This is a genomic window from Rhodoferax sp. (assembly GCF_018780565.1).
GTDB lineage: Bacteria > Pseudomonadota > Gammaproteobacteria > Burkholderiales > Burkholderiaceae_C > Rhodoferax.
The window spans coordinates 87,386-112,666 of the sequence record NZ_JADMJN010000012.1 but is presented as its reverse complement, the minus strand read 5'-3'; the positions used below and the strand labels follow the sequence as shown (position 1 = coordinate 112,666).

Annotated in this window: 13 protein-coding genes and 1 pseudogene; 13 read left to right on the top strand and 1 reads right to left on the bottom strand. The window is 56.4% G+C overall.

Annotated elements, in window-relative coordinates:
• The first annotated feature begins 1 nt into the window (after position 1).
• From IV109_RS16845 to IV109_RS16785, 13 genes and pseudogenes are all read left to right on the top strand, one after another.
• The gene (locus IV109_RS16845; protein ID WP_296699403.1) at positions 2-730 is read left to right on the top strand and encodes an NUDIX domain-containing protein; all 729 of its coding nucleotides are present in this window, start codon (positions 2-4) and stop codon (positions 728-730) included.
• A gap of 71 nt (positions 731-801) precedes the next feature.
• The gene (locus IV109_RS16840; RefSeq protein ID WP_296699400.1) at positions 802-2,007 is read left to right on the top strand and encodes a nucleotide disphospho-sugar-binding domain-containing protein; all 1,206 of its coding nucleotides are present in this window, start codon (positions 802-804) and stop codon (positions 2,005-2,007) included.
• Positions 2,008-2,081: 74 nt separating this feature from the next.
• Entirely contained in the window at positions 2,082-4,211 is a 2,130-nt protein-coding gene (locus tag IV109_RS16835; RefSeq protein ID WP_296699398.1) for a peptidase domain-containing ABC transporter, read from the top strand.
• Positions 4,208-5,626: an HlyD family type I secretion periplasmic adaptor subunit gene (locus IV109_RS16830; RefSeq protein ID WP_296699395.1), complete on the top strand. Its 1,419-nt coding sequence runs from the start codon at positions 4,208-4,210 to the stop codon at positions 5,624-5,626. The genes IV109_RS16835 and IV109_RS16830 overlap by 4 nt, the downstream gene beginning before the upstream one ends.
• Positions 5,623-5,838 carry a hypothetical protein gene (locus IV109_RS16825; protein WP_296699392.1) on the top strand — a complete coding sequence of 72 codons (216 nt, stop codon included), beginning with the start codon at positions 5,623-5,625 and terminating at the stop codon, positions 5,836-5,838. The genes IV109_RS16830 and IV109_RS16825 overlap by 4 nt, the downstream gene beginning before the upstream one ends.
• Positions 5,835-6,224 (top strand): hypothetical protein, encoded by a 390-nt coding sequence (locus IV109_RS16820; RefSeq protein ID WP_296699389.1) that lies wholly within the window; start codon positions 5,835-5,837, stop codon positions 6,222-6,224. The genes IV109_RS16825 and IV109_RS16820 overlap by 4 nt, the downstream gene beginning before the upstream one ends.
• Entirely contained in the window at positions 6,221-6,823 is a 603-nt protein-coding gene (locus IV109_RS16815) for a hypothetical protein (protein WP_296699386.1), read from the top strand. Before IV109_RS16820 ends, IV109_RS16815 begins: the two co-directional genes overlap by 4 nt.
• Positions 6,824-7,326: 503 nt before the next feature.
• Positions 7,327-8,973: a hypothetical protein gene (locus tag IV109_RS16810; protein WP_296699381.1), complete on the top strand. Its 1,647-nt coding sequence runs from the start codon at positions 7,327-7,329 to the stop codon at positions 8,971-8,973.
• Entirely contained in the window at positions 8,970-10,046 is a 1,077-nt protein-coding gene (locus tag IV109_RS16805) for a hypothetical protein (protein ID WP_296699378.1), read from the top strand. The genes IV109_RS16810 and IV109_RS16805 overlap by 4 nt, the downstream gene beginning before the upstream one ends.
• 447 nt (positions 10,047-10,493) lie before the next feature.
• On the top strand, positions 10,494-21,647 hold the full coding sequence (locus IV109_RS16800) for a VCBS domain-containing protein (RefSeq protein ID WP_296699375.1): 11,154 nt from the start codon (positions 10,494-10,496) through the stop codon (positions 21,645-21,647).
• 13 nt (positions 21,648-21,660) lie between these two features.
• Positions 21,661-22,407, top strand: coding sequence for a radical SAM protein (locus IV109_RS16795; RefSeq protein ID WP_296699372.1), 747 nt, complete (start codon positions 21,661-21,663; stop codon positions 22,405-22,407).
• A 155-nt stretch (positions 22,408-22,562) separates the two neighbouring features.
• The gene (locus tag IV109_RS16790; RefSeq protein ID WP_296699370.1) at positions 22,563-23,876 is read left to right on the top strand and encodes a hypothetical protein; all 1,314 of its coding nucleotides are present in this window, start codon (positions 22,563-22,565) and stop codon (positions 23,874-23,876) included.
• Between the two features lie 120 nt (positions 23,877-23,996).
• Positions 23,997-24,569: pseudogene (locus IV109_RS16785) on the top strand (DUF3443 family protein); the annotation flags it as partial.
• A 10-nt stretch (positions 24,570-24,579) separates the two neighbouring features.
• On the opposite strand, the gene IV109_RS16780 reads toward IV109_RS16785, so the two are convergent.
• Positions 24,580-25,227 (bottom strand): GntR family transcriptional regulator, encoded by a 648-nt coding sequence (locus IV109_RS16780; protein ID WP_296699342.1) that lies wholly within the window; start codon positions 25,225-25,227, stop codon positions 24,580-24,582.
• Positions 25,228-25,281 lie beyond the last annotated feature (54 nt).

The window sequence follows — 25,281 nt, the reverse complement described above, 5'->3', positions numbered from 1 at the left end:
CATGAAAGAAATTCGCGCATCAGTTCGCAGACCGGAGTTTGAACGTCCGTTGGTAACGGTTGATCTAGTGATATTTTCTGTTCAGGACGATGCGCTTAAAGTGCTCTTGGTACTTCGACCACAGGATGCTTCGGATCCCTTTCCTGGGCGCTGGGCTCTCCCGGGTGGTTTTGTGGATGTTACGAAGGATCGCTCGCTGCAGGACTGTGCAGTGCGCAAGCTCAGAGAAAAGACGGGCGTGGTAGCGCCCTATCTGGAGCAATTGGGCAGTTGGGGCGACGCAGTGCGGGATCCGCGCGGCTGGTCAGCGACCCACGCGTACTTTTCCCTGATTCACGCACCCAAGGACGGGACGTTTAAAGAAGCAGCGGGTGCCACCGAATCACAGTGGATTGCCGTGGGCGAAGCGTCACGCAAACGTTTGGCATTCGATCACGCGCAAATTCTGGCCGCAGCGATGGGGCGATTGCGCAGCAAGGTTGAATACACATCCTTGCCAGCATTTCTGTTGGCTGAACCTTTTACGCTACCTCAGCTGCAGCGCACTTACGAAGTGGTGCTGGGGCGTTCCTTGGACAAGAGCGCATTTCGCAAACGCATGTTGGATGCCGGGTTTTTGCAAGAGGCAGGGATGAGCGATGGCACGCTCGGGCGAACGGCCATGGGCTATCGCATTCGCAATCGGGAGCAGGCGGTGAGTTTTCCCCGGATGTTTCGCACGGGAGAGTAACGAGCCATAACGCGATCTCAACCTGGCCGCCGGTTCGATACACTTCGGGCCCAAACTACACAGGATCCAAGATGCCCAGCCTCACCATCATGTTCACCTGGGAGATTGGCCAAGGCTTTGGGCATGTCTTCCCTTTGCTGCCTATCGCCCGCGAACTGCAGAGCGCAGGCCATCGGGTTATCTTTGCTCTGCGCGATGTCCGTGGCGCCGGGGCACTGCTTCAGAGGGAAGGATTTACGGTGCTGCAAGCACCATTTCATCCTGACCGCTTCTTCCCGGCCAATGGGCCTCAGCCGCAGTCCATGGCCGATATTCTGAGTGTTTTTGGCTTCACCAACAGGGTCCACCTCAGCGGCATGGCTGCCGCCTGGCGCAGCCTCTACGACTTGTGCCAACCCGATGTGGTCGTGGCCTCCTATGCACCCTTGTCTTTGCTGTGTGCCCGTGCCGCTGGCATCCCGACGGTCCTGATGGCCTTGCCGTTTGAGCTACCGGCAGATGTGCACCCGTCGATGGTTTTTCGGACCGGCTTGCCGGCTGCAGATGCGCGGGCCGACGAGCGGGTGATCGGGGCAGTGAACCAAGTCTTTGCGAACAGCCCGGTCACTACCGTGCGCGGAGTTTTCGCTGCCGACAAGACCTTCATGATGAGTTACCCGGAGCTGGATGCCTTTGGCCCGCGCACCGATGTTGAATACATTGGCAGCCTTTTTGTGAGCGATGTCGGCAATCCGCCGCGCTGGCCTGACGGCGAGCATCCATTCAAGGTGCTGGCGTATCTCAATGCGGATATTCCGGCGCTGGATCTCTTGCGCGAGGAAATTCACGCATCGCCCTATGCCTATTGCGTCACGCTGCGGGACGGCACAGAAGCCATGTTGGCTCAATGGCGAGCGCCGAATGTCTGGATTGTCAACGATCAAATTTTGTTGGCCCAGGCGCTGCGGGAATGCGATGCAGTACTGACCTACGGCGGTGTTGGTTTTGTCAGTGCCAGTTTGCTGGCCGGCAAACCGATGGTGTTCTACATACGTCAATTGGAGCAGTACTTCACTGCACGCCAGGTTGTCAAACTTGGCGCGGGAGTTCACCCGCAAACGCCGCAAGGTGTTCGGCAAGCTCTGGATGTGGTCTTGCATACACCCTCGTATGCCGAGGCCGCCCAGCGTTTTTCTCAGACTTACCAAGGACACCAGCCGCAAGCGATTGCGATACAAATTGTTTCAAAGATCTGCGCCGTGTCGCAAAATGCGAAAAACACAAAAGCTGTGATTTAGTAACAGAAACATTCTCCTATACTCCCGCAACAAAAAAAGTTTAGGGAGCCCGGTGCAACGCACCGGAAAACGATTTGAAGCACTTCGCAGTGTCACTGCCGGATTTTGTCTGGGTCATTGAGGCGTGCTGCAGCTTGCTCCAATTGCCATATCAGCGCGAACTGATATTGCAACAATTTGCCGCCCCCCACGACAACGCCAGCGTGACCGCTGCCCTCGCCGAATTGGGCATTACCGCCCAGTCCCGCAAACTAAAAACCACCAAGCTTGGCCGTGAATCGTTTCCACTTCTGGTGTGGCTGAAGGACGATGCTGAACTCCACCCGGCACTGATACTGCGGGCAGAAGCTGACAAGGTTCTGCTGGTGCAGCCCGGCGACAAAGAACCCCGTGCAGTGCCTCTGTCGGAACTGGCCGAACGCAGCCACGGCACCTATTTACGACTCACCACCCAGGTGCAAAACGGCACCGACCCCGACGGCGATATCCTGCGCGTGCAGGGGCGTCGTTTTGGCTTCAGCTGGTTCGTGCCCGAACTCCTGAAGCACAAGAAGCTCTGGCAAGAAATCTTGCTGGCTTCGCTGGTGATTCAGTTGCTGGCCTTGGCTACACCGCTGTTCACCCAGACCATCATTGACAAGGTCATTGTCAACCGCACCCAAAGCACCTTGGTCGTGGTGCTGATCGGCATGATGGTGTTTGTGGTGTTCACCACCGTGCTGAGTTGGTTGCGCCAGTACCTGGTGCTGCACACCGGCAACCGGGTGGACGCCGTGCTGGGCTCGGCCGTGTTTGAGCGTTTGTTCAAATTGCCCCCGTTGTACTTCCAGCACCGCCCCACCGGGGTGATCTCAGCCCGGCTGCATGGGGTCGAGACCATCCGCGAATTCATTGCCAGTACCGCAGTTACGTTGATCCTGGACTTTCCGTTTCTGCTGATCTTCGTGGCCATCATGCTGTACTACAGCGTAGCCTTGAGCGCGATTGTGCTGGGCGTCATGTTGGTCATTGCGATGGCCAGCTTTGTGGTGGCCCCGCTGTTTCAAAAGCGCCTGCAAGAGCAGTTTCAGATGGGTGCGCGCAACCAGGCCTTTGTCACCGAATACGTGGGCGGCATGGAAACCGTCAAGTCCTTGCAACTGGAGCCACAGCTGGCCAGTCGCTACCGCGGCTACCTGGCCACCTACCTCACCTCCGGCTTTGCCACCAAGCAGCTGGCCAATACCTACAACAGCTTCGCGCAAATGATGGAGCAGATCATGAATCTGCTGATTCTGGGCGTGGGCGCCTGGATGGTCATGCACAACGCCGACTTCACCATCGGCATGCTGGTCGCGTTTCAGATGTTCGCCAGCCGCGTGTCGCAGCCCATGCTGCGCCTGGTGGGCCTGTGGCAGCAGTTCCAGCAAGCCTCTTTGTCGGTGGACCGGCTGGGTGATTTGATGAACGCCCCCATTGAGCCCTACACCCTGAGCCCTAAGCGGCTGCAAAGCGGACACGGCGCCATCGAACTGGACAACCTGGCCTTTCGCTACAGCGACAAGTTGCCTTTTTTGTACCAAAACCTCAGCGCCAAACTCAATGCAGGCCAGACCATCGCCATCATGGGCCCCTCCGGCAGCGGCAAAAGCACCCTCGCCAAAATGCTGCAGGGCTTCTACCAGCCCACCGAGGGTCGCATCCGCATTGACGGCGTGGACATTGCCAACCTCTCCGCCAACGAGCTGCGCAGCCACTTTGGCGTGGTGCCGCAAGAAACCACGCTGTTCTCCGGCACCATTCTGGACAACCTGCAAATGGCCAACCCCCAGGCCAGCTTTGAGCAAATCGTGACCGCCTGCAAGATGGCCGAGGTCAACAGCACCATCGAGTCCTTGCCCGACGGCTACCAAACCGAAATCGGTGAACGCGGTGCCGGTTTGTCCGGTGGGCAACGCCAGCGCATTGCCATTGCCCGTGCCCTGCTCAAGCGACCCAAGATTCTGGTGTTTGACGAGGCCACCAGCGCGCTGGACGCCCCCACCGCCGAGCAGTTCGCCAAAACCATCAATGCCCTGCGCGGCAAGGTCACCATGCTCTTCATTACCCACGGCCTGCCACGCGGCCTGAAGGTGGACGTGTTGTACCAGTTGACTGCCAATGGCCTGGACCAGGTCAGTCTGAGCGGCGACCCGTCTCGCGACAGCAGCAAGGCCAGCGCATGACCGTTATCAGTCTGCCCACGGCTGCCAAGCCAAGCCAGCCCGTGGACGCGCCGCCCGCGCTGCCCACCCGTTCGCGTTGGAACGACCCCTTGAGCTTGATTCAAAACGAAGAGCCCGCCCATGTGGGGCGCATGGTGCTGTGGATCGTCAGCGCCCTGGTGTTGATATTGCTGGTGTGGGCCGCAGTGGGCAAGCTCGACATCGTGGCCACGGCTGAAGGCAAGCTGGTGCCCCAAACCCTGGTCAAGATTGTGCAACCGGCAGAGGCTGGGGTGGTCAAGCAGATCCTGGTGCAAGAGGGTGATGTTGTCCAGGCCGGGCAGGTGCTGGCTCGACTGGACACCACCTTGGCCCGGGCCGACAAAGCCACCATCGCCGGTGACCTGGCCTCGCAGCTCATGCAAGAACGCCGGCTGGTGGCAGAGTTGGGCCAAAGGAACATGGCACCCAGCGCGGGGGACGACCCCGTGCTGTTTGCCCAGGTGCAAGGTCAATGGCTGGCCAAGCGTCGCGCCCTGGCCGATGCACTCGATCAAGAGCAAGCCCTGCTGCGCAAGGCCGAGGGCGAACGCAAGAGTGCGCTGGAAACCCAGTCCAAGCTGCAGCAAACCGTGCCGATCTACAACAAAACCGCCAAGGCCTACCGCGATCTGGAAAAAGAAGGCTTTATGGGCAACATCGCCTCCGCCGAGAAGCAGCGCGATGCGCTGGAAAAGCAAAAAGACCTCGACGCCCAACAAGCCACCGTGGCGGCCCTGAGCGCCACCATCGAAGCCCAGCAGAAAAAGATCAACCAGCTGCAAAGCAGCTACGCCAGCGAAGCCCAAAAGGAACTGGCCGAGGTGCGTGCCCGCATCCAGCAACTGCGCCCCAATCTGGACAAGAGCACCTACCGCGAAGGCCTGATGGAGCTGCGCGCCCCCCAGGCCGGTACCGTGAAAGACGTAGCCACCACCACCGAGGGCGCAGTGGTACAGCCCGGCGCCGTGGTCATGACCCTGGTGCCCAGTGGCGAGAAATTGTTTGCCGATGTGTCGATCAAGAACGAAGACATTGGCTTCATCCAGACCGGGCAAAAGGCACAGGTCAAGTTGGCGGCGTTTCCGTTTCAGAAATATGGCTTGCTGACCGGCAAGGTGATCTACGTCAGCGCCGATGCGACGGAAAGTGGGCAAGCCAAACCCAATGGCCAGCCGGGTGCTCCAGCCACCGACAACCCGGCTTCCATGATCGCCACCTACAAGGCCCGCATTGAGCTGGACCAACAACATCTCATCAGCCCGAATGGGCAAAGACTTAACGTAGGAGCGGGTATGCAAATCGTCTCGGAGATTCATCAGGGCCGGCGCACGGTGCTGGAGTATTTGTTGTCGCCGGTGTCCAAGGCGGTGCAGGAAGCGGGGAGGGAGAAATGAAAGTGAAATCAGTTAAACGGAATGCTGCTATGAAATCAATAGCTGTTTGCACATGTTCTACGTTGGCTAGAGGTCAATTTGGTATCAAAATTCGCCCTGCAAGCTACCGCTGTGGCACCCGCACCCAAATACTAAAAACACTGGTGCAGCCCTTCATGGTCGAGCGATTTCTCAGTGCAATGAACGATTTACCCTTGGAGATAGCAGCATGAAGAGAAACGCATGGATTTCCTTGGCAACACTATTTCTTGATTGTTCCGTGCAGGTTGCTCCTGCTCCAAAACCCGCTATTAAATCCAGCAGTGAAAAATTGCCAGAGGCATTAAATCCGGCGCGCTGCGACGCGCTCAACGCCAGCACCTACCAAAGCTTGTATGTGCAGACTGAAGGCAAATCGCTGCTGGACCAGGTGGAACTTGTCATTGACGACAAGGGCCTGCGTCTGGGATTTGATGAGCTGAATGCCACCTTTGCAGTCAAGGCGCTGAACAATCCGGCCAATGCGGCGCTGGAATCGCGTTGTGTTCGACGGCCTACGGGATACGTTCGCTGCAAATCAAATTCACGATCAAACCGCCAATACGGAGTCGGCAAATGAACACAGATGTGGAACGAAAAACCTTCGCGGTACAGAAAAAATTCCCTAGTAGGGCGGTTCTCATATTCATGCTGATTCAGGTGCTCACTGGGCTAGTTATTTCCTTCATAACGTTTGACGAGTACCAATGGGTGCGAGAGGTGTTCATCCCCATTGATCACAATTTTCGGGCGTTCAGAACCATGTTTTCGAAAGCGCCAGAACCTATTGCCGGAAAAGTATTCTTGCTAATTTGGTGGGGCGGTTTTATTCCCTGGGGCATCGCGTGGACTGCCCGCTTTACAGACGGTTTTAGACCAACAAAAGATGTTATTTCAAGAGGGAAGATTGCAACACTCAAGTTGTTGACTCTGTGCGGTGTCGGCTTGCTCATGCTGGTTTACTTAAATGCATATGCGGACTATGGTAGCTCAAACATTTCGTCTGGGAAAGTTCCGAGTAGAGCAGACATCATTCCAACTTTTATTGGCGGTGGCGCATTTACTGTGTCTATATGGTTAGCACTGAATTCACCTTTGTTACTCGTAACGATGGCGGGTGTTATTGCTGGTACTCGCGCACTAATTCAACAAACTTTTCTACATGGAAATAAAAAATGACCTGCAATACTGATTTCCCCGGATTCGACCTCAGTGGTTTGTTCCCAGATAGTCCGATATGGAAGGGCTACCTGGAGTTTGGCGGCTATGCCGCGGAGGGTTACCAAACTAGTTTTCAAAAGTTTCAAGATCTTTTAAACGCTGGGCTAGTTGACCCCAGCAAAAAGTTGGATGCGGCGGCTAAGGCGTTTGCAGATAACTACCGTGATATGGCTGACCGGGCGAACAAGTGGCTCAATGACACTCCCACCAAGGGACCGGTCGCCGAAGCGTATGCGCAGAAAATTGCCGCAGAATACATGGATAAAGCAAGAGCGCTTTCGAATGACGCAATCTCTGCTGAAGACCGTTTTAAGCAACTGACTGCAACGGTGAATGACCGACTTGAGAAGGCTGGTGGCAAAGATATTGCGGGGAAAATTGGGACTGCGTTCGATGCGCTTCAGTTAGCTGATGCATTCGCCAAAGGAGATACACCCGGATTTTATGGAAATTTGGCACAAATGATAGGTGCCGAAGTAGGTGGATTGGTGTTGGCTGGTGCTGTGGCCGCTGGAGCGATTGCTCTGGGTGTTACTGCGCCTGCGTGGTTACTTGTTGTGGCCGCTGGCGTTGGCGCAGCGGGTGCGGCCTACCTCGGGAAAGGTCTTTACGACGATTTCGGAAAGTGGATTGCGCCTTACGCCGAAGCGTTTGGCCGCGCTGTAGGTGATATGGCTGGGGATGCCGCATCTTTTTTGTGTGACCACATTAACGATCTATTTACCCGTGGCCTCAACTGGACCTGGCCCCGCGACCCCCTGGTCTTGGATTTAGACGGCGACGGAGTAGAACTAACCCCCAACGCCACCACAGTCCTCTTCGACCATAACGCCGACGGCATCAAGACCGGCACCCAGTGGGCCCGGGCCGACGACGGCATGCTGGTGCGCGATCTCAACGCCAACGGAACCATTGATTCAGGCAGGGAACTCTTCGGCGACCAAACCCAACTGCCCAGCGGCCAGTTAGCAGCCAACGGCTTTGCCGCCCTCGCTGCTTTAGACAGCAACGCCGACGGCGTATTCGACGCCAACGATGCCGCTTACGCAGATCTCAAAATCTGGCGCGACTTGAACCAAGACGGCATCAGCCAGGCCAATGAACTGCAAAGCCTCGAACAGGCTGGCGTCACCGCCATCAACCTGGGCGCCAACGCCCAAGGCATCAGCAGCTTCACCAAGACAGTCACCAGCACCGACGGCAGTGGCAACACAACGACCACCAGTACCACCCAGACGGTCAAGAACATCAATCTCGGCAGCAACAACTTCTACCGCGAATTCACCGACAACCCGGTGGTAAGCGAATCTGCTGCCACCCTCCCGCAAATGCAAGGCGCAGGCCTGGTGCGCGATATGCGCGAAGCCATGAGTTTGGGTACTGCACAGGCTGCAACCCTGCAAAGCACGGTGGACGCCTTCAAGGCTGCCAACACCACGCAAGACCGCCAAGCGCTGACCGATGCCGTGGTGTCCGCCTGGGCCCAAACCAGCGCGATGGGAGACGCCAAAGCGCGCAACCCCATCACCATCACGCCCGGGTATGGCAATACCCCAGGCGCCGCCATTGCAGCTTTTGCAGCAAGTCAGCCTGCGCTGTATGCCCAGCTCAGCATCCTGGAGCGCTTCAACGGCCAGGCGGTGCTGGAGCGCTATGTACGCGCCAGCAGCGCTGCCTACTACAACCCGGCCCAAGGCCGCTGGGTGGGCTACACCAACTATACGGTCAGCATCGAAGGCCAGCGCCTGCCTTTCTTCCAGCAGGCGTATGACGCGCTCAAGGCCAGCACCTACCAAAGCTTGTATGTGCAGACTGAAGGCAAGGCGCTGCTGGACCAGGTGGAATTCGTCATTGACGACAAGGGCTTGCGCCTGGGATTTGATGCGCTGAACACCACTTTGGCTAGCCGTGCGCAAAGCGATCTTGGCAATGCGGAGGTGCGGGCTTTGCGCTGCGTGCGCGTGCGTAAGGCGCGGAGGCAATGGGTTTTGCGAGGAAGAATCGGCTTCAGCCCAGTTGGAATGTGCGAAATTAGCTATCGACAATGTGGCAAATGGGTGACAGCACCGGGCTCCGGATTGGATGCCAACCTTGGGGCGAGATCATGAATTTCAATCGCATTTGTAAATGGTTGGGCCGTGCGTTTCATAGGGTGGTTTCTCTGGCCGGAATACTGTTAATGGGAAATTTGCTTGCTGCCCAAAACTCAAATATCCTGTACATGGTGACGTTGAGTCCAGACGCCAATCGGGTGGCCATTGCGAAACGGCAAGAAAGCACTGGCTGGGAATTGTTTGAAGGAGCCCTTCAGCAGAGCTTTCGCAAACTGCATCTGCCCTTGGGTCAACTGGCCGATAGTTCCATTGCTTATTCACCCGATGGCAAGAGTCTGTTGTTTACAACCGTATCTGAACGCTCCACGATGGCGTTGCAGGCGGGAAAAACTGAGCAGGCAAACGTTCAGTCAACTACGCTCTGGCAGCAATACATTGCTGGTGACGGCGAGTCGGCAGCTCAAGAAATTCTTGCGCGGGCCCTTCCCATGTCCAATATTTTGCCGTTGATGAATGGCTCATTGGTGTTTATGAGCAAGGTTGAAGAGGTAAAAAGTCACTCCTGGTCTCCCATCACGGGCGGCAATCGGGTGTGGTCTACATACAAATGGATGTTGCGTAAACCAGATGGAACAGTCAATGCCATCAACTCACGTGTGTACGCATTCTTTTCACGTGCAAGCCTGATTCGGGATGAGGCGGTATTTGTGATGCAGGAGCGTTATGTCGATCGACAACCTTCGAATCCAAGGCAATATTTCCTTGATGTTACTGAGCTCAGGTCAGGTGCTGACCTGTCGATGTTGGAGCGATTGGGCAATATGCAGGATCGGCGTGGGGGGCCTCGCCTTCAATGCGATTGGACCGGGAAAACCTGCGCAAGGTTGATGGCCTTTGACAAGGATGGTTACTACGCTCACCAACTGGAACTAACTCGCGATGGGAAAGTCTGCAAAGTCGAAGGACTGCCAGATCGATTGGAACAAATGGACATATCGCGAAGTGGAAACGCAGTGGCACTGATTACGCGTCCAACTCCCCGCAAAAACATTGGCTACAAACTGGCATACGTGCCAATAAATGCGGATGGCTGTGCTGGTGACAAATTTTTTTTTGAACTTCCCTAAACCCAAAACTTGGAGAATGTGATGGCAATTCCCTATTATGGAAATTATGGTGGCCCAGGTTGGACTAACGGATCAATCGCTCCACCGGGAAATCCGAGTACATGGGGTCCCGGCAAGGATGCGTTGGACGAACTTTTTAAGCAGCATGATACGGATTATTTCAATGCAGAAGAAGCTTTCAAGCAGACGGGTAACGCGAAGGAGTATTGGGGTGACATTATTCGTGCAGACAACCAGTTTCTTCGCGATGTGGTCAATATTCCACGCAACTCAGATTGGAACGCAAACGATCCGCGTACTTGGAAGCCAATGGATGCTGCGGCTGACTCGGCGCGCGATGCATTCTTGGCGAAGCAACCTTACAACTATGCGAATTATGCAAATGCCGCTATACCTCTAATTGGAAGGGACATTGGCATAGTTGTACGTACCTCTTTTACTGCCGGCTTGAACTGGTTCTGGCCCAGCGACCCCCTGATCCTGGATCTAGACGGCGACGGCGTAGAGCTCTCCGCATCCTCTTCATCAGTCCTCTTCGACCACAACGCCGATGGCATCAAGACTGGCACCCAATGGGTAGCAGCCGACGACGCAATGCTGGTGCGGGATTTGAACGGCAACGGCACCATCGACAGTGGCCGCGAACTCTTCGGCGACCAAACCCAACTCCCCGGTGGAGGTCTAGCCGCTAACGGCTTTACCGCCCTTGCTGCACTCGATAGCAATGCAGACGGCGTGATCGACGCCAACGACACCGCCTATGCAGAGCTACGCGTGTGGCGCGACCTCAACCAAGACGGCATCAGCCAGGCGGAAGAACTCCAAACCCTGGCGCAAGCAGGTATCACCGGCATCCACCTCACCCCCAACGCGCAGGGCAAGAGCACCTTCGTCAAAGACGGCGTGGACCACACGGTGCAAAACGTCAACTTTTCCACCAACAACTTCTACCGCGAATTCACCGACAACCCGGTGGTAAGCGCATCCGCTGCCACTCTCCCGCAAATGCAAGGCGCAGGCCTGGTGCGCGATTTGCGCGAAGCCATGAGCCTGGGCACCAGCGCATCGGCCAAGCTGGAGCAAACGCTCAATTCCTTCAAAATTGCCACTACCACCCAAGCGCGCCAAGCCCTGCTGGAGCAAGTGGTGAACGACTGGGCGGCTACCTCCGCCATGGGCGATGCCAAAACCCGCAACCCCATTCCCGCCAACGCGGTGAACTGGTATGTCAGCAGCCCTGGCCAGGCCATAGCCAACTTTGCACAGAGCAACCCCGCGCTGTACCAGCAACTCAGCACTCTGGAGCGCTTCAACGCCCAACCGGTGCTGGAGCGCTATGTGCGCGCCAATAACGCCAGCTATTACGACCCGGTAAGCCGTACGTGGCGGGGCTACACCTACTACAGCGTGAGCATCGAAGGCCAGCGTCTGCCGTTTTTCCAGCAGGCGTATGACGCGCTCAAGGCCAGCACCTACCAAAGCTTGTATGTGCAGACCGAAGGCAAAGCGCTGCTGGACCAGGTGGAACTGGTGATTGACGACAAGGGCTTGCGTCTGGGATTTGATGCGCTGAATGCGACGTTGGCGGCCAGGGCGCTGAGTGACCCTGGCAATGCCGCAGTAGCGTTGGCAGAGTTCATGCACTTTGCCGCTGATGGCATATCGGGCTCTGGCTGGGACGGTGCCGCACAACTGGCAGATTTGCTGGGTGCAAACGACCTGAGCACTTCCCAAAAAATTGCCCTGACGGCGATCCAGTTTCGGATGGCGGGGGATATTGCATACACAACCAATACCGCGCTCAATGGCGGTAGTGGTGCCGATGGATTGGTGGGTCGCGGTGGCAATGACACCTTGGCAGGTGGCGACGGTCACGACGTGCTTATAGGCGGTGCTGGCAACGATGTGTTGTACGGGGGCGCAGGCAATGACCAGTTGGTCGGCGGTGCCGGCAATGACTCCATGGACGGCCAGTGGGGCAATGACACTTATTTCTGGGGCCGCGGCCAGGGTAACGACAGCGTCAATGACCAGTATGTCGACGCCAACGGGGTCAATACGGTCGTGCTGCGTGGGCTCAACCCACAGGATGTGACGGTGCGCTTGCTGCAAGCGGAGAACTACAACAATGTGCAGTTCACAATCACCGCCACCGGCGAGACACTTACCTATTCCAACAGCCCGGCTTGGTGGTATGGCACTTTTGCAGCTCCGGTGAACTTTATGTTTGCCGACGGCACGCAGTGGGACATGAACGAAGCAGTGCGCCAGACGCTACCCCTGGGCACCGATGGAAATGACACACTGATCGGTACGCAGTTGAATGATCTGCCGGACCGACTGTCGGGCGGGGCGGGTGACGACCTCATCGTTGGACGCAATGGTTCCGATGTCATGGAGGGGGGCTCAGGCAATGACACGCTGTGGGGTGATGCTCAGTGGGTCACCACTGATCGCTATACCGGTGCCCCGGTCACGCCGTCCTGGCAACCCAAAGCTGCTGCTTACTCCGATAGCGATACCTATGTGTTTGGGCGCGGCGACGGACAGGACACTATCGTGGACCAGGACTATGGTGTCAATCAGGACACCTTGCGCTTCAAAGCCGGCATTGCGCCGGAGGATTTGATTCTTGCTCAGCGTGGTGACGATTTGGTCGTGCGCATCCGTGACACCACAGACCAGGTGACCATCAAGAACTATTTCTCAGCTCTAGACTATTGGTGGTACAGCGGCAGCCCGCTAAACCCCAATGCCATTGAACGTTTTGAATTTGCAGATGCCACGGTCTGGACGATTGATCAAATCAAAGATGCAGCATGGTTGGGCACTGATGCGAACGACACCTTTGCCGGTGACGCGCGCAACAACATCATGGGTGGCGGCGCAGGCGATGACGTTTTGTCAGGGCTGCAAGGCAACGACACGCTGAGCGGCGGAGACGGCAATGACACGCTGAGTGGTGGTGACGGGAACGACACCCTGGATGGCGGTGCGGGCAATGACATTTTGGATGCCGGTGAGGGCACCGACACCATTCGCTTCGGTCGCGGCGATGGACAGGACGTACTCAACCGCGATGTGTCTTGGGCGGCTTACTACAACAGCTATTACCAAGGTCAGCCAATTGACCCCCAAGGCAACAACACGGTTGAAATGAAAGAAGGCGTTGCGCCTGACGACGTGAAGTTGTCTCGCGTTGGCAGCACACTCACCATCAGCATTAAGAATTCACCCGATACGCTGACGGTGAAGAATTTTTACTGGACCAACGGGACAGACCCACAGAACACAAATTTCAGCCTGCGGGCAATCAAGTTTGCTGACGGCACCCAGTGGGCGCCAGAGGACATCTTGGCGCAATGTTTGATCGGTGACGATAGCGCGGAGACGTTTGTTGGATTTGACGCGAACGAAACTTTTGACGGGCGTGGTGGTCGAGACACGTTCCAAGGCGGGTCCGGTACCAACACGTATTTGTTCGGCCGCGGTGATGGGAACGACAAGGTCGTCAATTCGTACCGTGGTGAACAGAACGTTTTGTCTTTCAAGCCGGGGGTAACGGCTGACGATGTGCTGGTTCGCCGGGTGGACACCCATATTGTGTTCTCCATCAAAGGCACGGCTGACTCAGTCACTTTCGAGAATTTGATGAGCTACTGGGGCGACGGTATCCAGAATATCGCTGCGGTTAAATTCTCTGATGGAAGTTCCTGGTCGCTGGACGATATTCAGCAGTTGGCCACGCAAGGGACTGATGGCAATGACGCTCTTCGCGATATCTACCGCTACAGCACGACCGTGTTGGCGGGCGGCACTGGGGACGACTTGCTTGTGGGCGACCGAGGAGACACGGTGTATGTCTTCAATCTCGGCGATGGCCATGACACGATCGATGAAGGTTACTCCTGGGGTAATAGCGATCGGTTGGCATTTGGCGCCGGCATCGTAGCCACCGATCTGCAGGTTTCCAAGAGTGGAAATGATCTGGTCATTGCCATTGCAGGCACCCAAGATCAGATCACCATCAAAAACCACGTTTATCAGGCAGTGGAAACTTTTGATGTGGGCGGTATAAGCCTGTCGTACCAGCAAATCTTGAACCTGGACGCCAGTACGGGTCTGGAGGATGTTTACGGATCGACTGGGGATGACCTGTTGATTGGCACTGCCAAGGCTTCGAATATTTTCGGCTTTGGTGGCGAAGACACATTGGTTGGCAACGCTGGTGACGACACGCTGGATGGCGGCGACGACAATGACCGCTTGTATGGTGGATTGGGGAACGATCAGTTGCAGGGTGGTTCGGGCGACGACTTCCTGGATGGAGGTGATGGCTCTGACACCTTGAACGGCGGCGACGGAAATGACACCTTGTATGGACTGGGCGCCTTGCATGGCGATGCTGGTGACGACCGACTTTTTGGTGGTGGTGATTCGCAAACCCTGAATGGTGGCGCAGGTGATGATTACTTGGTGGGCGGCTCTGGTCGCGACAATCTGGCAGGAGGCCAAGGTAGCAATACCTACGTGTTCAATCGCCGTGATGCACTGGATACGGTGACCCTGACCCCGGGCGCCAGCGATACTTTCGTGCTGGGTGAGAACATCAACCCGTCAGACATCACAGTTCAAATGGGCAGCAATGCGATTTGGAACGGTACAGAGTACATGCGGCAAATGGTCATCGGCCTTGGTGGCAATGATGCCTTGCTGTTGCAGATCCCTGATGGCAGTGACTTCGAGTCTGCGCTGCAGGCACAAAGTGTGCTGCGTTTTGAAGATGGAACAACTTGGTCCTACGCGGATCTGATGAGCAGACTGGATGGCGGCTCGGTTGGCGATGCCTATGTATCGGGGAACGATGCGGTATTGGCGGGAAGCCAGGCTGATGACTACCTTTACGCCGGAAGCGGTAATCGCATATTTTTTGATGGCCGCGGGAACGACGATTCGATTTCCACGGATGGCAGGGCTGCATTGTTGGCCGGCGGTTCCGGCAACGATAGCCTGTCGGCCAATGGCGGGGGGGCCGTGATGGCTGGCGGTCTGGGCAATGACAGCGTCAACGGCTCGACCTGGGGTGCGACCAACACGATTGCCTTCAATATGGGCGATGGCGTCGACACGATTTCCGGTAGCGGGCCACACCAGTCGGTACTGAGTTTCGGTGTTGGCATTTCCCCCGAGGACCTGCGGTTCCTGATCAATGCACAGGGTGACCTGGTCATTCATTTTGTCAATAGTGAGGATGACGAAGTTCGTACGTCCTGGTTCCAGGCCGATCTGTCTACGCCGGGCAACCGCGCCATTGACAAACTGCAATTTGTGGATCCCGTTGGGCGCGTCCGGGTGTTTGACTTGTCCGCGCTGGATGCACACCTGGGTGCGGAGGCGTTCGATGTCCAGCCCAATAGCGCTGGGCAGGCGGTTTTTGCACAGGTGCCTGCAATGGAGGTTGTGGGGCCGGTTCAGGTTTATGGCGGACAGGCCGCGATTGCCTATGCTCAAACAGGCAACTTGCTTGGGATGGTCAATCTCGCAGTCAATGCCGATTTGTCAGGCAATAACATTCTGTTCGGCACGCCGTATGACGATGCCATCCAGGCCGGCGACGGCAACGATATGGTGATGGGTGATGAAGGGAATGACACGCTGGATGGCGGCAATGGCGACGATTACTTGGCGGGCCAGGGAGGCAATGATGCGATCCTGGGCGGTGCGGGTAACGATGTGCTCATTGGAGGAGACGGCGCCGATATGATCAATGCCGGCTCCGGCAATGACAAAGCTTATGGGGGCGCCGGGGACGACACCTATACATACGCCCGCGGCAACGGTCATTTGTACATTGAAGATGGCATGGGCTCCGGCGGCGATGGCTACGGCGACACCGGAAGCGGTGGATATGGAGGCTATGGAGGCTTCGCCGTCGCCATGACCGCGATCGGCGGAGATGGAGGCTATGGCGGCTATGGAGGTTATGGCGGATACGGGGGCGATGGCGGCAATAACGACTTCAATCAATTGATATTTGGTGAGGGAATCGGTCTTGATGATTTGACCTTCTCGCAAGATGGCGACAATCTGTTGGTCACAGTGGGTGGCGCCAATGGGCAAGCGGGCGACACCGTGGTGATGGCTGGTTTTAATGAGTATCTGCCGACTCGCAATCGGTCGATTGATCAGTTCGTCTTCCAAAATGGAGCGTCGGTTCTCCTGGCGGACTTGTTCAACGATCAGTCGAATGTCTTGCTCACGAAGGCGGACGATGGCAGTGGCGAGTTGGGCGGGACCATGCTGCGTGATGAATTGCGGGGGGGCATCGGTGCTGATCGGCTGGAAGGCCTGGGTGGCAATGACCGCCTGATCGGCGGTGCGGGCAATGACGCCTATGTGGTCGATAGCTACAGCGGAGACGATGTGATCGTGGACAACAGCAATGACGCAAACGTCATTGTGTTCAATGACGCGTCCATCACCGGCGATAACGTGTATTTGGACACGGTGGATGGTAAGACCATCATCCGGTACGGTGTCAGCTCGGTGACGCTGGAGGGCTGGGATGGCATGAATCTTGCCGATGCATCTATTCGCGATCTGATTTTTTCAGATGGCAGCACACTCAGTATGGCTCAGTTGATGGACCGGCCCCGGGGTATCGAAGGCACGCCACAAGCCGACCGACTCGTGGGTACCTCTGACAATGACTGGATTTACGGCCTGGAGGGCAATGACCTTATGCGAGGTGGTGCTGGTGCCGACACCTACGTTATTGAAGCTCAATCAGGTCACGACACCATTACCGATCTGTCCGATTTGGGCCAAGAAAACACGCTGGTATTTTCGCAAGTCACGGACCCACATAGCGTCTACCTCACCCTCAACACTGAAGGGCAAATGGTGGTGCAGCTGGACGAAAATACGTCCGTCACGTTGACCAACTTTGACCGTCTTAACCCTTATGGCGAACACACCATTGAGTTCTTCCAATTTGGATTGAATGGCGAAGTGTGGTCCTTCGATGATTTGATGGAGCGCGGCTTTGTCATCAATGGAACGGCTGGCAGTGATTTGCTTCGCGGCACAGCGATCTACGACGATATTTCTGGTGGCGCCGGTGATGATGTGATCGAGGCAAGCACTGGCAGTGACGACCTCGCAGGCGGTTCAGGTAACGATTCCTATGAATACCGGTTGGGCGATGGGTTTGTCAGCATCAATGACCTAGCTGACGCGACGGGTGGCAATGTACTGAAGTTCGGGCCAGGTATTGCGCCGCAAGATATCGAGCGAAAGATTCGATTCATTGAAAATGTGGCCAATCCAGCGGATGGACGCTTCCTGATCGTTTTTGATGAAAACAACCAGGTCCAAATTTCCGGCTTTGATCGCAATGACCCTGACAACAGCGTTCACGGTATCGAAAACTTTGTGTTTAACGATGGTACGGTTTTGACGTGGACTGAGATGCTGGACAAGGTGTTTGTCCTGGAAGGCGATGAGTTTGGTGATGACGTGTTGCAAGGCACTAGCCACAGTGATCGACTCTACGGATACGCGGGTCAGGACGAGCTGTCCGCCGAAGCGGGTGACGATGTGCTTACCGGTGGAACTGGCGACGATCTGCTCGCTGGCGGTGCGGGCCAAGACAATTACGTTTTCAACCTGGGCGATGGTCAGGACAGCATCGTTGATGCGTCCGATAGCAACACTATCTCTTTTGGAGAAGGCATTTCTGCGGACACGATTGCGGTGGTGCGCGAAGGCAATGGCTTTAGAGTGACTTACGGTGTATTTGGTGACTCCATCCTTGTCGCATCGACAGACGGAGTGAATGCTCCTACCCATGCGATTGGTAACTTCGAGTTGAGCGATGGCACATTGCTGGCATTTGCTGACTTCATCAACCGTGCGCCGGATGCTGCCCTGGCACTGGACGATCAATCCGGTCGCGTTGGAGATTGGTTGACCTTTGAATTGCCAGAGAATGCTTTCTTGGACCCTGATGGCGATGCGTTGGAGTGGAGCGTTGCACAGCCGAATGGTGAACCATTGCCGGATTGGCTGCAATTCGACCCTGTCACCCATACCTTCAGTGGTGTGCCTCCGACAGGTGCGCAAGGCTTATATGACGTTGCCGTATTCGCGCGGGATTCCAGCGGTATGGCGATGAGTCAAACCTTCAAGATGGATATTGCCACTCGCAACACAGTCCCGGTATTGGCATCTGACACGGCGGATGTGGCAGAAGATACGACGCTCACTGCGAGCGGCAATGTACTGGCCAATGACACGGATGCAGATGCGACTGACACTTTGCAAGTGGACACTACTGGCGTCTTCGTCGGCGTGTGGGGTACCTTGACGCTGGCGCGGGACGGCTCCTACCAATATGCGCTGAACAACGACAGTGCTGAGATTCAGAACCTCAAGGCTGGTGCGCAGGTTGTCGATACCTTTGTCTACACTGCTACTGACGGTACCGAGCAGGTCAATTCCCAATTGGTGGTCACAGTCACAGGCACCAATGACGCCCCGGTCGTCGTGGCTGAATCGGCGCAGGCGAGCGAAGATGGTGTGGTTCAGGTTGTTGGAAACGTGCTGGGGCAGGCGACGGACGTCGACGGCGATGCGTTGTCGGTGCAGAACACAGGAACGATCCAAGGCATTTATGGACAGTTGGAACTTCAGTCCAACGGTGCCTACGTTTATCTGCTCAACAACGACAGCCTGGCAGTGCAAAGTCTGGGTTCGGGTGAAAGTCGATTGGATGCGTTCAGCATTCTCACGACCGATGGCGCGAACACTGTGACGTCGAGTCTGACGATACAGGTTAGTGGCGCCAACGATGGGCCTGTTGCGCTGAACGATCTATCGGCTGTGTTCGAAGACACCCAGCCGAGCGTGGTCGGCTCTGTGCTGGGCAATGACACGGATGTCGATGCCAACACAGTGCTGGTCGTGACGACGCCGGGTAGTTACACGGGTCAATACGGCCAACTCAATTTGTTGGCCAATGGCAGCTACACCTACACCCTGGCAAACGCCGCCAACTTGCAGGCGCTGGCGATGGGCCAAGTAGTGACCGAGTCGTTTGCCTACACCGTCAGCGACGGTATTGCCAACGCCAGCGCCAATGTGCTCATCAACATCACTGGCGAAAACGATGGCCCGGTGGCGCGTGCTGACAGTGGCGAAGTGGTTGAAGACGGCATTGTGCAAATTGCAGGTAACGCCTTGGCCAACGACACCGACGTCGATGGAGATGCGTTGTCGGTGACGAACTTTGGCACCTTCCAAGGAGTGTATGGCCAACTGGCGATGCAGCAAGACGGCTCCTACGTCTACACCTTGAACAACGCGAGTAACGCGGTGCAATCCCTGCATCAGGGCGAGCGGGTAGTGGATGCATTCAATGTGCTCACTAGCGACGGTGTCGCGACTGCCACCAGCCAGCTCGCGATTGGCATCACGGGGACGAACGATGGGCCTGTTGCACTGAACGATTTATCGGCCGTGTTCGAAGACACCCAGCCTAGCGTGGTCGGCTCTGTGCTGGGCAATGACACGGATGTCGATGCCAACACGGTGCTGGTCGTGACGACGCCGGGCAGTTACACAGGGCAATACGGCCAACTCAATTTGTTGGCCGATGGCAGCTACACCTACACCCTGGCAAACGCCGCCAGCGTGCAAGCGCTTGCGATGGGCCAAGTAGTGACCGAGTCGTTTGCCTACACCGTCAGCGACGGCATTGCCAACGCCAGCGCCAATGTGCTCATCAACATCACTGGCGAAAACGATGGCCCCGTGGCGCGTGCTGACGCTGGCGCCGTCGCAGAGGATGGCGTGCTGCAATCTACGGGCAACGTCTTGTTGAACGATTCCGATCCTGATGCCACTGACAGCCTGTCTGTGGCCAATGCCGGTACCTTCCAGGGTCAATATGGCAGTTTGGTGCTGCTGGCCGATGGCAGCTACACCTACACACTGAACAATGCGACCCTTGCGGTTCAGAGTTTGGGACAAGGTGAGCAGGTCGCCGACACATTCCGCTACACGGTGACGGACGGGCTTGGTGCGGGCGCACTCAGCGCCCAGGCGGATCTGGTAATTTCGATTGCCGGCACCAACGACGCGCCTGTGCTGCAGCAGGCTGTGGCTGATCTGAGCGTTCGCGCCAAGACGGTGTTCACCCTGGACCTGCCCGACAACACGTTCACCGATGTGGATCGCAACGATGTACTTGGCTACACCTTGGCACTCGACAATGGACAGGCCTTGCCTTCGTGGTTGAGTTTCAACCCCAATGGTTTGGTGATCAGCGGCACGCCGCCAGTGGAAGTTGCCGGTCAAAGCATGGCCTTGCGGATCACGGCCATAGACCGGTTTGGTGCATCGGCCAGTGATGTGTTCCAAATTTCCGTTACCAGTTGCGTTGGCTTGACCTTGGTCGGAGGGTGCTATGACGATCGCCTGGTTGGTACCGCCTGTGACGATTCTCTGGATGGTCGACAAGGTTCTGACACCATGATCGGTGGTGACGGCGATGACGTTTACTACGTGGATCAGGGCGCCAGTGGATGTGATGCTGGTGATGTGGTGACGGAGTACCTGAACCAGGGCTATGACAAGGTCAACGCATCTGTCAGTTACACGCTGTCGCAAAATGTGGAAGCCTTGCAACTCACGGGATGTTACGACATCAATGGCGTGGGCAATGCGCTGGACAATTGGATCGTAGGCAACACGGGTTCGAATGTGCTTGATGGGAAGGAGGGTAACGACCTTCTGAGCGCCAGCAGTGGGAATGACAGTCTTTACGGTGGGGCCGGCAACGATATTCTCGAGGGTCAAGATGGCGCGGACACTCTGGAGGGGGGTGCTGGAGTTGACGCCCTTTTCGGTGGCTCTGGAGGCGACACATTGCGCGTGGGATGGGATCGGGGTCTATTGGCGGGGGGCAAGGGAAGCGACAGACTCTATTCTTCATCAGACTCGACGACGGTGGTGGCCTTCAACAAGGGCGACGGCGCTGATGTGCTGTATACCCAAGGCACGCAAGAGATCACGGTCAGCTTGGGCGGTGGCATCCGTTACGAAGACATCAAGTTCAAGCGCAGTGGCAGCGACCTCTACATGTTGTTTAACTCGACGTCGACCGACAGTCTGCGCGTGGTGAACTACTACGGGGTGAGTGCAAGTCTGCGGCCGGCCCTGGCGATGCAGATGCTCAATGAGCCATCGGGTGTCTATGCCCCTGGCAGCATTGATGTGTTGCGGGACAACAAAGTTGAACAGTTTGATGCCTCCCGTATCGTTGCAGATTTTGATGTGGCCTATGCTGCAACCTATAGCTTGCGCACAGGTGGTGCCTGGGCGGTGATGGGGTCCTTGTTGAACGCGCATCTGAGTGGCAGCGATTCGGTCGCGCTGGGTGGCGATTTGGCGTATCTGTATGGCCAGACGACGGGACTGGGCGGCGTGGGCATGGTGGCCGCGAACAGCGTGCTGTCGGATGCCAACTTCGGGACGGCAACGCAGACACTGCATTCCAACCTGACGGTTGGTGCGGGTGCGCCGCGTATGGTCGGCTGATTTGCAACGGGCTGTGTTTTATCAACTGGAAATCACAACCCGCTGCAATTTTTCCTGCTTTTATTGCGCAGGTCGCGACATGCCGCAAAAGGATATGGAGTGGGACGCGTTCACGCAGATCGTGGACGCCATCCCGGGGAAGCGGGTGACGGTTTCCCTGCAAGGGGAAGGTGAGCCCAGCTTGCCCCCTTTGTTTGAAGACATGGCCCGCTATGTCCGCGACAAGGGGCATCGTCCCTACTCCATTCTGAACGGAAGTCGACTCGACCTTGCTGTATTGGCCGGACTTTTTCCGACCCTTGGCATATCAGTGGATACGCTCGATCAGTGCCATGCGGAGGAAATTGGGCGTCACAACCTGCCGAAGGTATTGCGGCAGCTGGATGACTTGCTGCGCGTGATGGATGCCCGCCGAGTGACTGTGATGACGGTGGATATGGGCCAACCTTTGGACGAACTGCGGGCGTGGGTTCGAGCGCGTGGATTCGGTCGGCACATTATTCAACCTTTATCGCCCAAGGCAGATTACGCAAAACGCTACACCGTCAGCACAACAGGACTGCAGCGGAGTCAATCCTCCTTCTGCCCTTACCTGCAGCGGCCGCATACGCGGTTCTTTACCTGGGACGGCAAGCAACTGCCCTGCTGCTTCATGAAGGATAGTTCGGATTTTGAGACGATTTCTCAGCTTCGCGCTGAGCTTTTGTCGGCAAAGTTCAAAAGGTGTTGTCACGGGTGTCCGCAGCTGCGGCCTGTATGAAATTGCACGGCCTGCTTTTTAGGATGGGCGATGCATTTGACGATGCGCACTATGATTTACTCGATTTGGAGTGGCATTGACCATGGTGCGCCCTGATCGGAACGCCGATGTTGACACCGACAATGAAAGCGAGACCGTGGACCCGGTTAAGTCGAATGAGCAACACTCGCCTCAGCTGTGGCCAGACATACCCAATCCCCAATCCCCAAGCCGCGATGCTTTGGGCGCTTACCAGTCAACTGGAATCAAGCCAGTGGTTGGCTCCTGATGTCATCGCTGATCGTCAGCGCTTGCAACTTCATGCATTGCTCAACCATGCAGTGCATCACTCTGACTACGTGCGCGAATGTTTGGCACAGGCAGGCGCGTCGCCGCAAACGGTGGCCATGCCTTCCGGGTTGCAGCGCTTGCCAGTACTGACGCGACATGCCGTGCAGTCGGCCGGAAGTCGAATGTTTGCCAGTGGCGTCCCGCGATCGCATTTACCTCTTTCAGAAAACAGGACCTCAGGATCGTCCGGCATCCCCGTTGCGATCCGGCGCACGGCGATGAGTCAGCTGTTTTGGCATGCTTTCATTTTGCGGGAGCATCGCTGGTTCAAGCGCGACTTTTCTTTGCCGCTAGCGATCATTCGTGCGGATCACCCTGGAGCCAAACCCAGCCTTCGTAACAGCTGGGGCGTACCAGTCAGTCTTCTGGCCTCTAGCGGCCCGTCGGCCACCTTGCCGATTGCTACCGATGTGAGCGAACAGGGCCATTGGTTGCAACAAATCAACCCCGGTTACCTGCTCACCTATCCGACCAACCTTGCTGCATTGGTCGAAGAGTTGCAACGCCGGTCGATTCGCCTGCCGCGCTTGCGTCAAGTCCGGACCATCTCCGAAACCGTTTCACCCCATGTCCGCGCGCAAGTGCGGAGCACGCTCGGCGTTGAAATTGTCGACACCTATAGTTCGCAAGAACTCGGCATCATTGCCATCCAGTGCCCAGTCGGAGGTCTGTATCACACCATGGCAGAGAATCTGATTGTCGAAGTGCTCCACGATGACGGGAGCGCATGTCAGGTTGGAGAGACGGGCCGCGTCGTGGTGACGGATCTGAGTAACTTGGCCACCCCTTTGCTGCGCTATGAACTTGGAGACTACGCCGAGGTCGGTTCGAAATGCGCTTGCGGACGAGGTCTGCCAACTCTTAAACACATTAACGGACGGCGCCGAAACATGTTGGTATTCCCGGATGGTCGTCGCCATTGGCCGATGTTTACCTTTGTTGCTCAGCGCCTGATAAATGCAATGCACGATCAGCCACTGCGAACAGGCGATGGCATTGTGATCGCGTTAACCGCGACCATGGGGTGGGCCAAGGTGCGGCCGGGGGAAGAATTGAGCGGCGTGATAACTCGGGCCGATCATGCGCTGATGTACGGAAAGACACATGGTCGCGATCAATACGTGATGGCCACTGACTGATCGCCACGGCTGTTCGATGCGCAGTGGCGCAACGTGGTCGTACGGATTGAACTGATCTGATGTGTAGATGCGATGCACGTTTACAACTGACCGCAGCATCGGAATACCGTAGGTGCCACGGCCAGTATTGCCAAACAGTTGAAAAATCCCGTTCCGCTGTTTGCATCCGACAACAACGGGGTGTTGATTGATCTGCCTGCCGTAGCCTCGACGACTGCGTCCAGCCTCAATGGGTCGATGATTTTTGGCATCGGCACACAGGCGAACAACCAGTTTGTACCGGGTTCAGTGCTTACAAGCAATTCTTCCGGCTATTTCAGCTCCGTGTTTGCGGGACAAAATCTCGGCAACAGCTTCATTGATACTGGATCGAACGGCTTGTTCTTTGATTCTGGCGCCATTCCTCTGTGTGTCTACCCGGCCGTTGGCTTTTACTGTCCATTTTTGCCAACCAACCTGTCTGCCACCTTGGTCGGGACAAATGCTGTAACGGTACCGATCTCTTTCGTCGTGGATAACGGCGTTGCGTTGGCTGGCAACTACCCTCATGCGGTTCTGCCTGCTTTGGCCGGCCCCATTGGAGATGCATCCATTTTTGACTGGGGTTTGCCTTTTTTCTATGGGCGCAAGGTATTTGTGGGCATACAGGGGCAGTCATCTGTGCTGGGTACCGGTCCCTTTTATGCCTTCTAAGGTGTGGCGTTCAGTTGGCTGCTTCAAGCCCGTTCTTGAAGTGTTCCTGCATCCGCTGCATGGTGCCAGCCGCGTCCCGCATAGAAATGGCGGCCATCACGGCGCGGTGTTCATTCAGGGATTCTTCAATGCGGCCTGACTTCAGCAGGGAGTTATGGCGGTTGAGTTTCATGACCTTGCGCAGGTCAGCCACCATCTGATCGCGCCAGCGGTTGTTGGCAATTTCCAGAAGTCGCATGTGAAAACGCTCATTGATCTCGAAGAAGCGTTCCCGATCCTGCTGGCCCGGTTTGGCTGCCGCTTCCAGTTCATTATGCAAAGCTTGCAGGTCTTCGATTTGTGCGTCCGTTGCGGTGCTGGCTACCACGCCAGCTGCGTCTGCCTCAAGTAGGCTCAGCAGGTGGTACACGTCGGACAGATCGCGCTCTGACACTTCAGTGACATAGGCGCCGCGCCGTACCTTCATGGTCACCAAACCTTCGGCGGCCAGCACTTTCAAGGCTTCCCGCAGGGGTGTGCGACTGATACCGTAGGCTTCGGCTATTTTCAGTTCGTCGATCCAGCTGCCGGGCTCCAACTCGCGTTTGAAGATTCGCTGGCGCAGGAGCTCCGCAACCTCTTCATACAGTGCGCGGGGAGATAGAGAGAGTGCTGACATGATCGATATTGTAAGCTTTAAAGAATATTTTGCATCAATAATTATAAATAACGT

Coding starts and splice junctions, on each gene's coding strand:
- IV109_RS16825 (WP_296699392.1), top strand. CDS start 5,623: ATGAAAGTGAAATCAGTTAAACGGAATGCTGCTATGAAATCAATAGCT.
- IV109_RS16790 (WP_296699370.1), top strand. CDS start 22,563: ATGAGCAACACTCGCCTCAGCTGTGGCCAGACATACCCAATCCCCAAT.
- IV109_RS16810 (WP_296699381.1), top strand. CDS start 7,327: ATGATAGGTGCCGAAGTAGGTGGATTGGTGTTGGCTGGTGCTGTGGCC.
- IV109_RS16830 (WP_296699395.1), top strand. CDS start 4,208: ATGACCGTTATCAGTCTGCCCACGGCTGCCAAGCCAAGCCAGCCCGTG.
- IV109_RS16820 (WP_296699389.1), top strand. CDS start 5,835: ATGAAGAGAAACGCATGGATTTCCTTGGCAACACTATTTCTTGATTGT.
- IV109_RS16815 (WP_296699386.1), top strand. CDS start 6,221: ATGAACACAGATGTGGAACGAAAAACCTTCGCGGTACAGAAAAAATTC.
- IV109_RS16780 (WP_296699342.1), bottom strand. CDS start 25,227: ATGTCAGCACTCTCTCTATCTCCCCGCGCACTGTATGAAGAGGTTGCG.
- IV109_RS16840 (WP_296699400.1), top strand. CDS start 802: ATGCCCAGCCTCACCATCATGTTCACCTGGGAGATTGGCCAAGGCTTT.
- IV109_RS16805 (WP_296699378.1), top strand. CDS start 8,970: ATGAATTTCAATCGCATTTGTAAATGGTTGGGCCGTGCGTTTCATAGG.
- IV109_RS16845 (WP_296699403.1), top strand. CDS start 2: ATGAAAGAAATTCGCGCATCAGTTCGCAGACCGGAGTTTGAACGTCCG.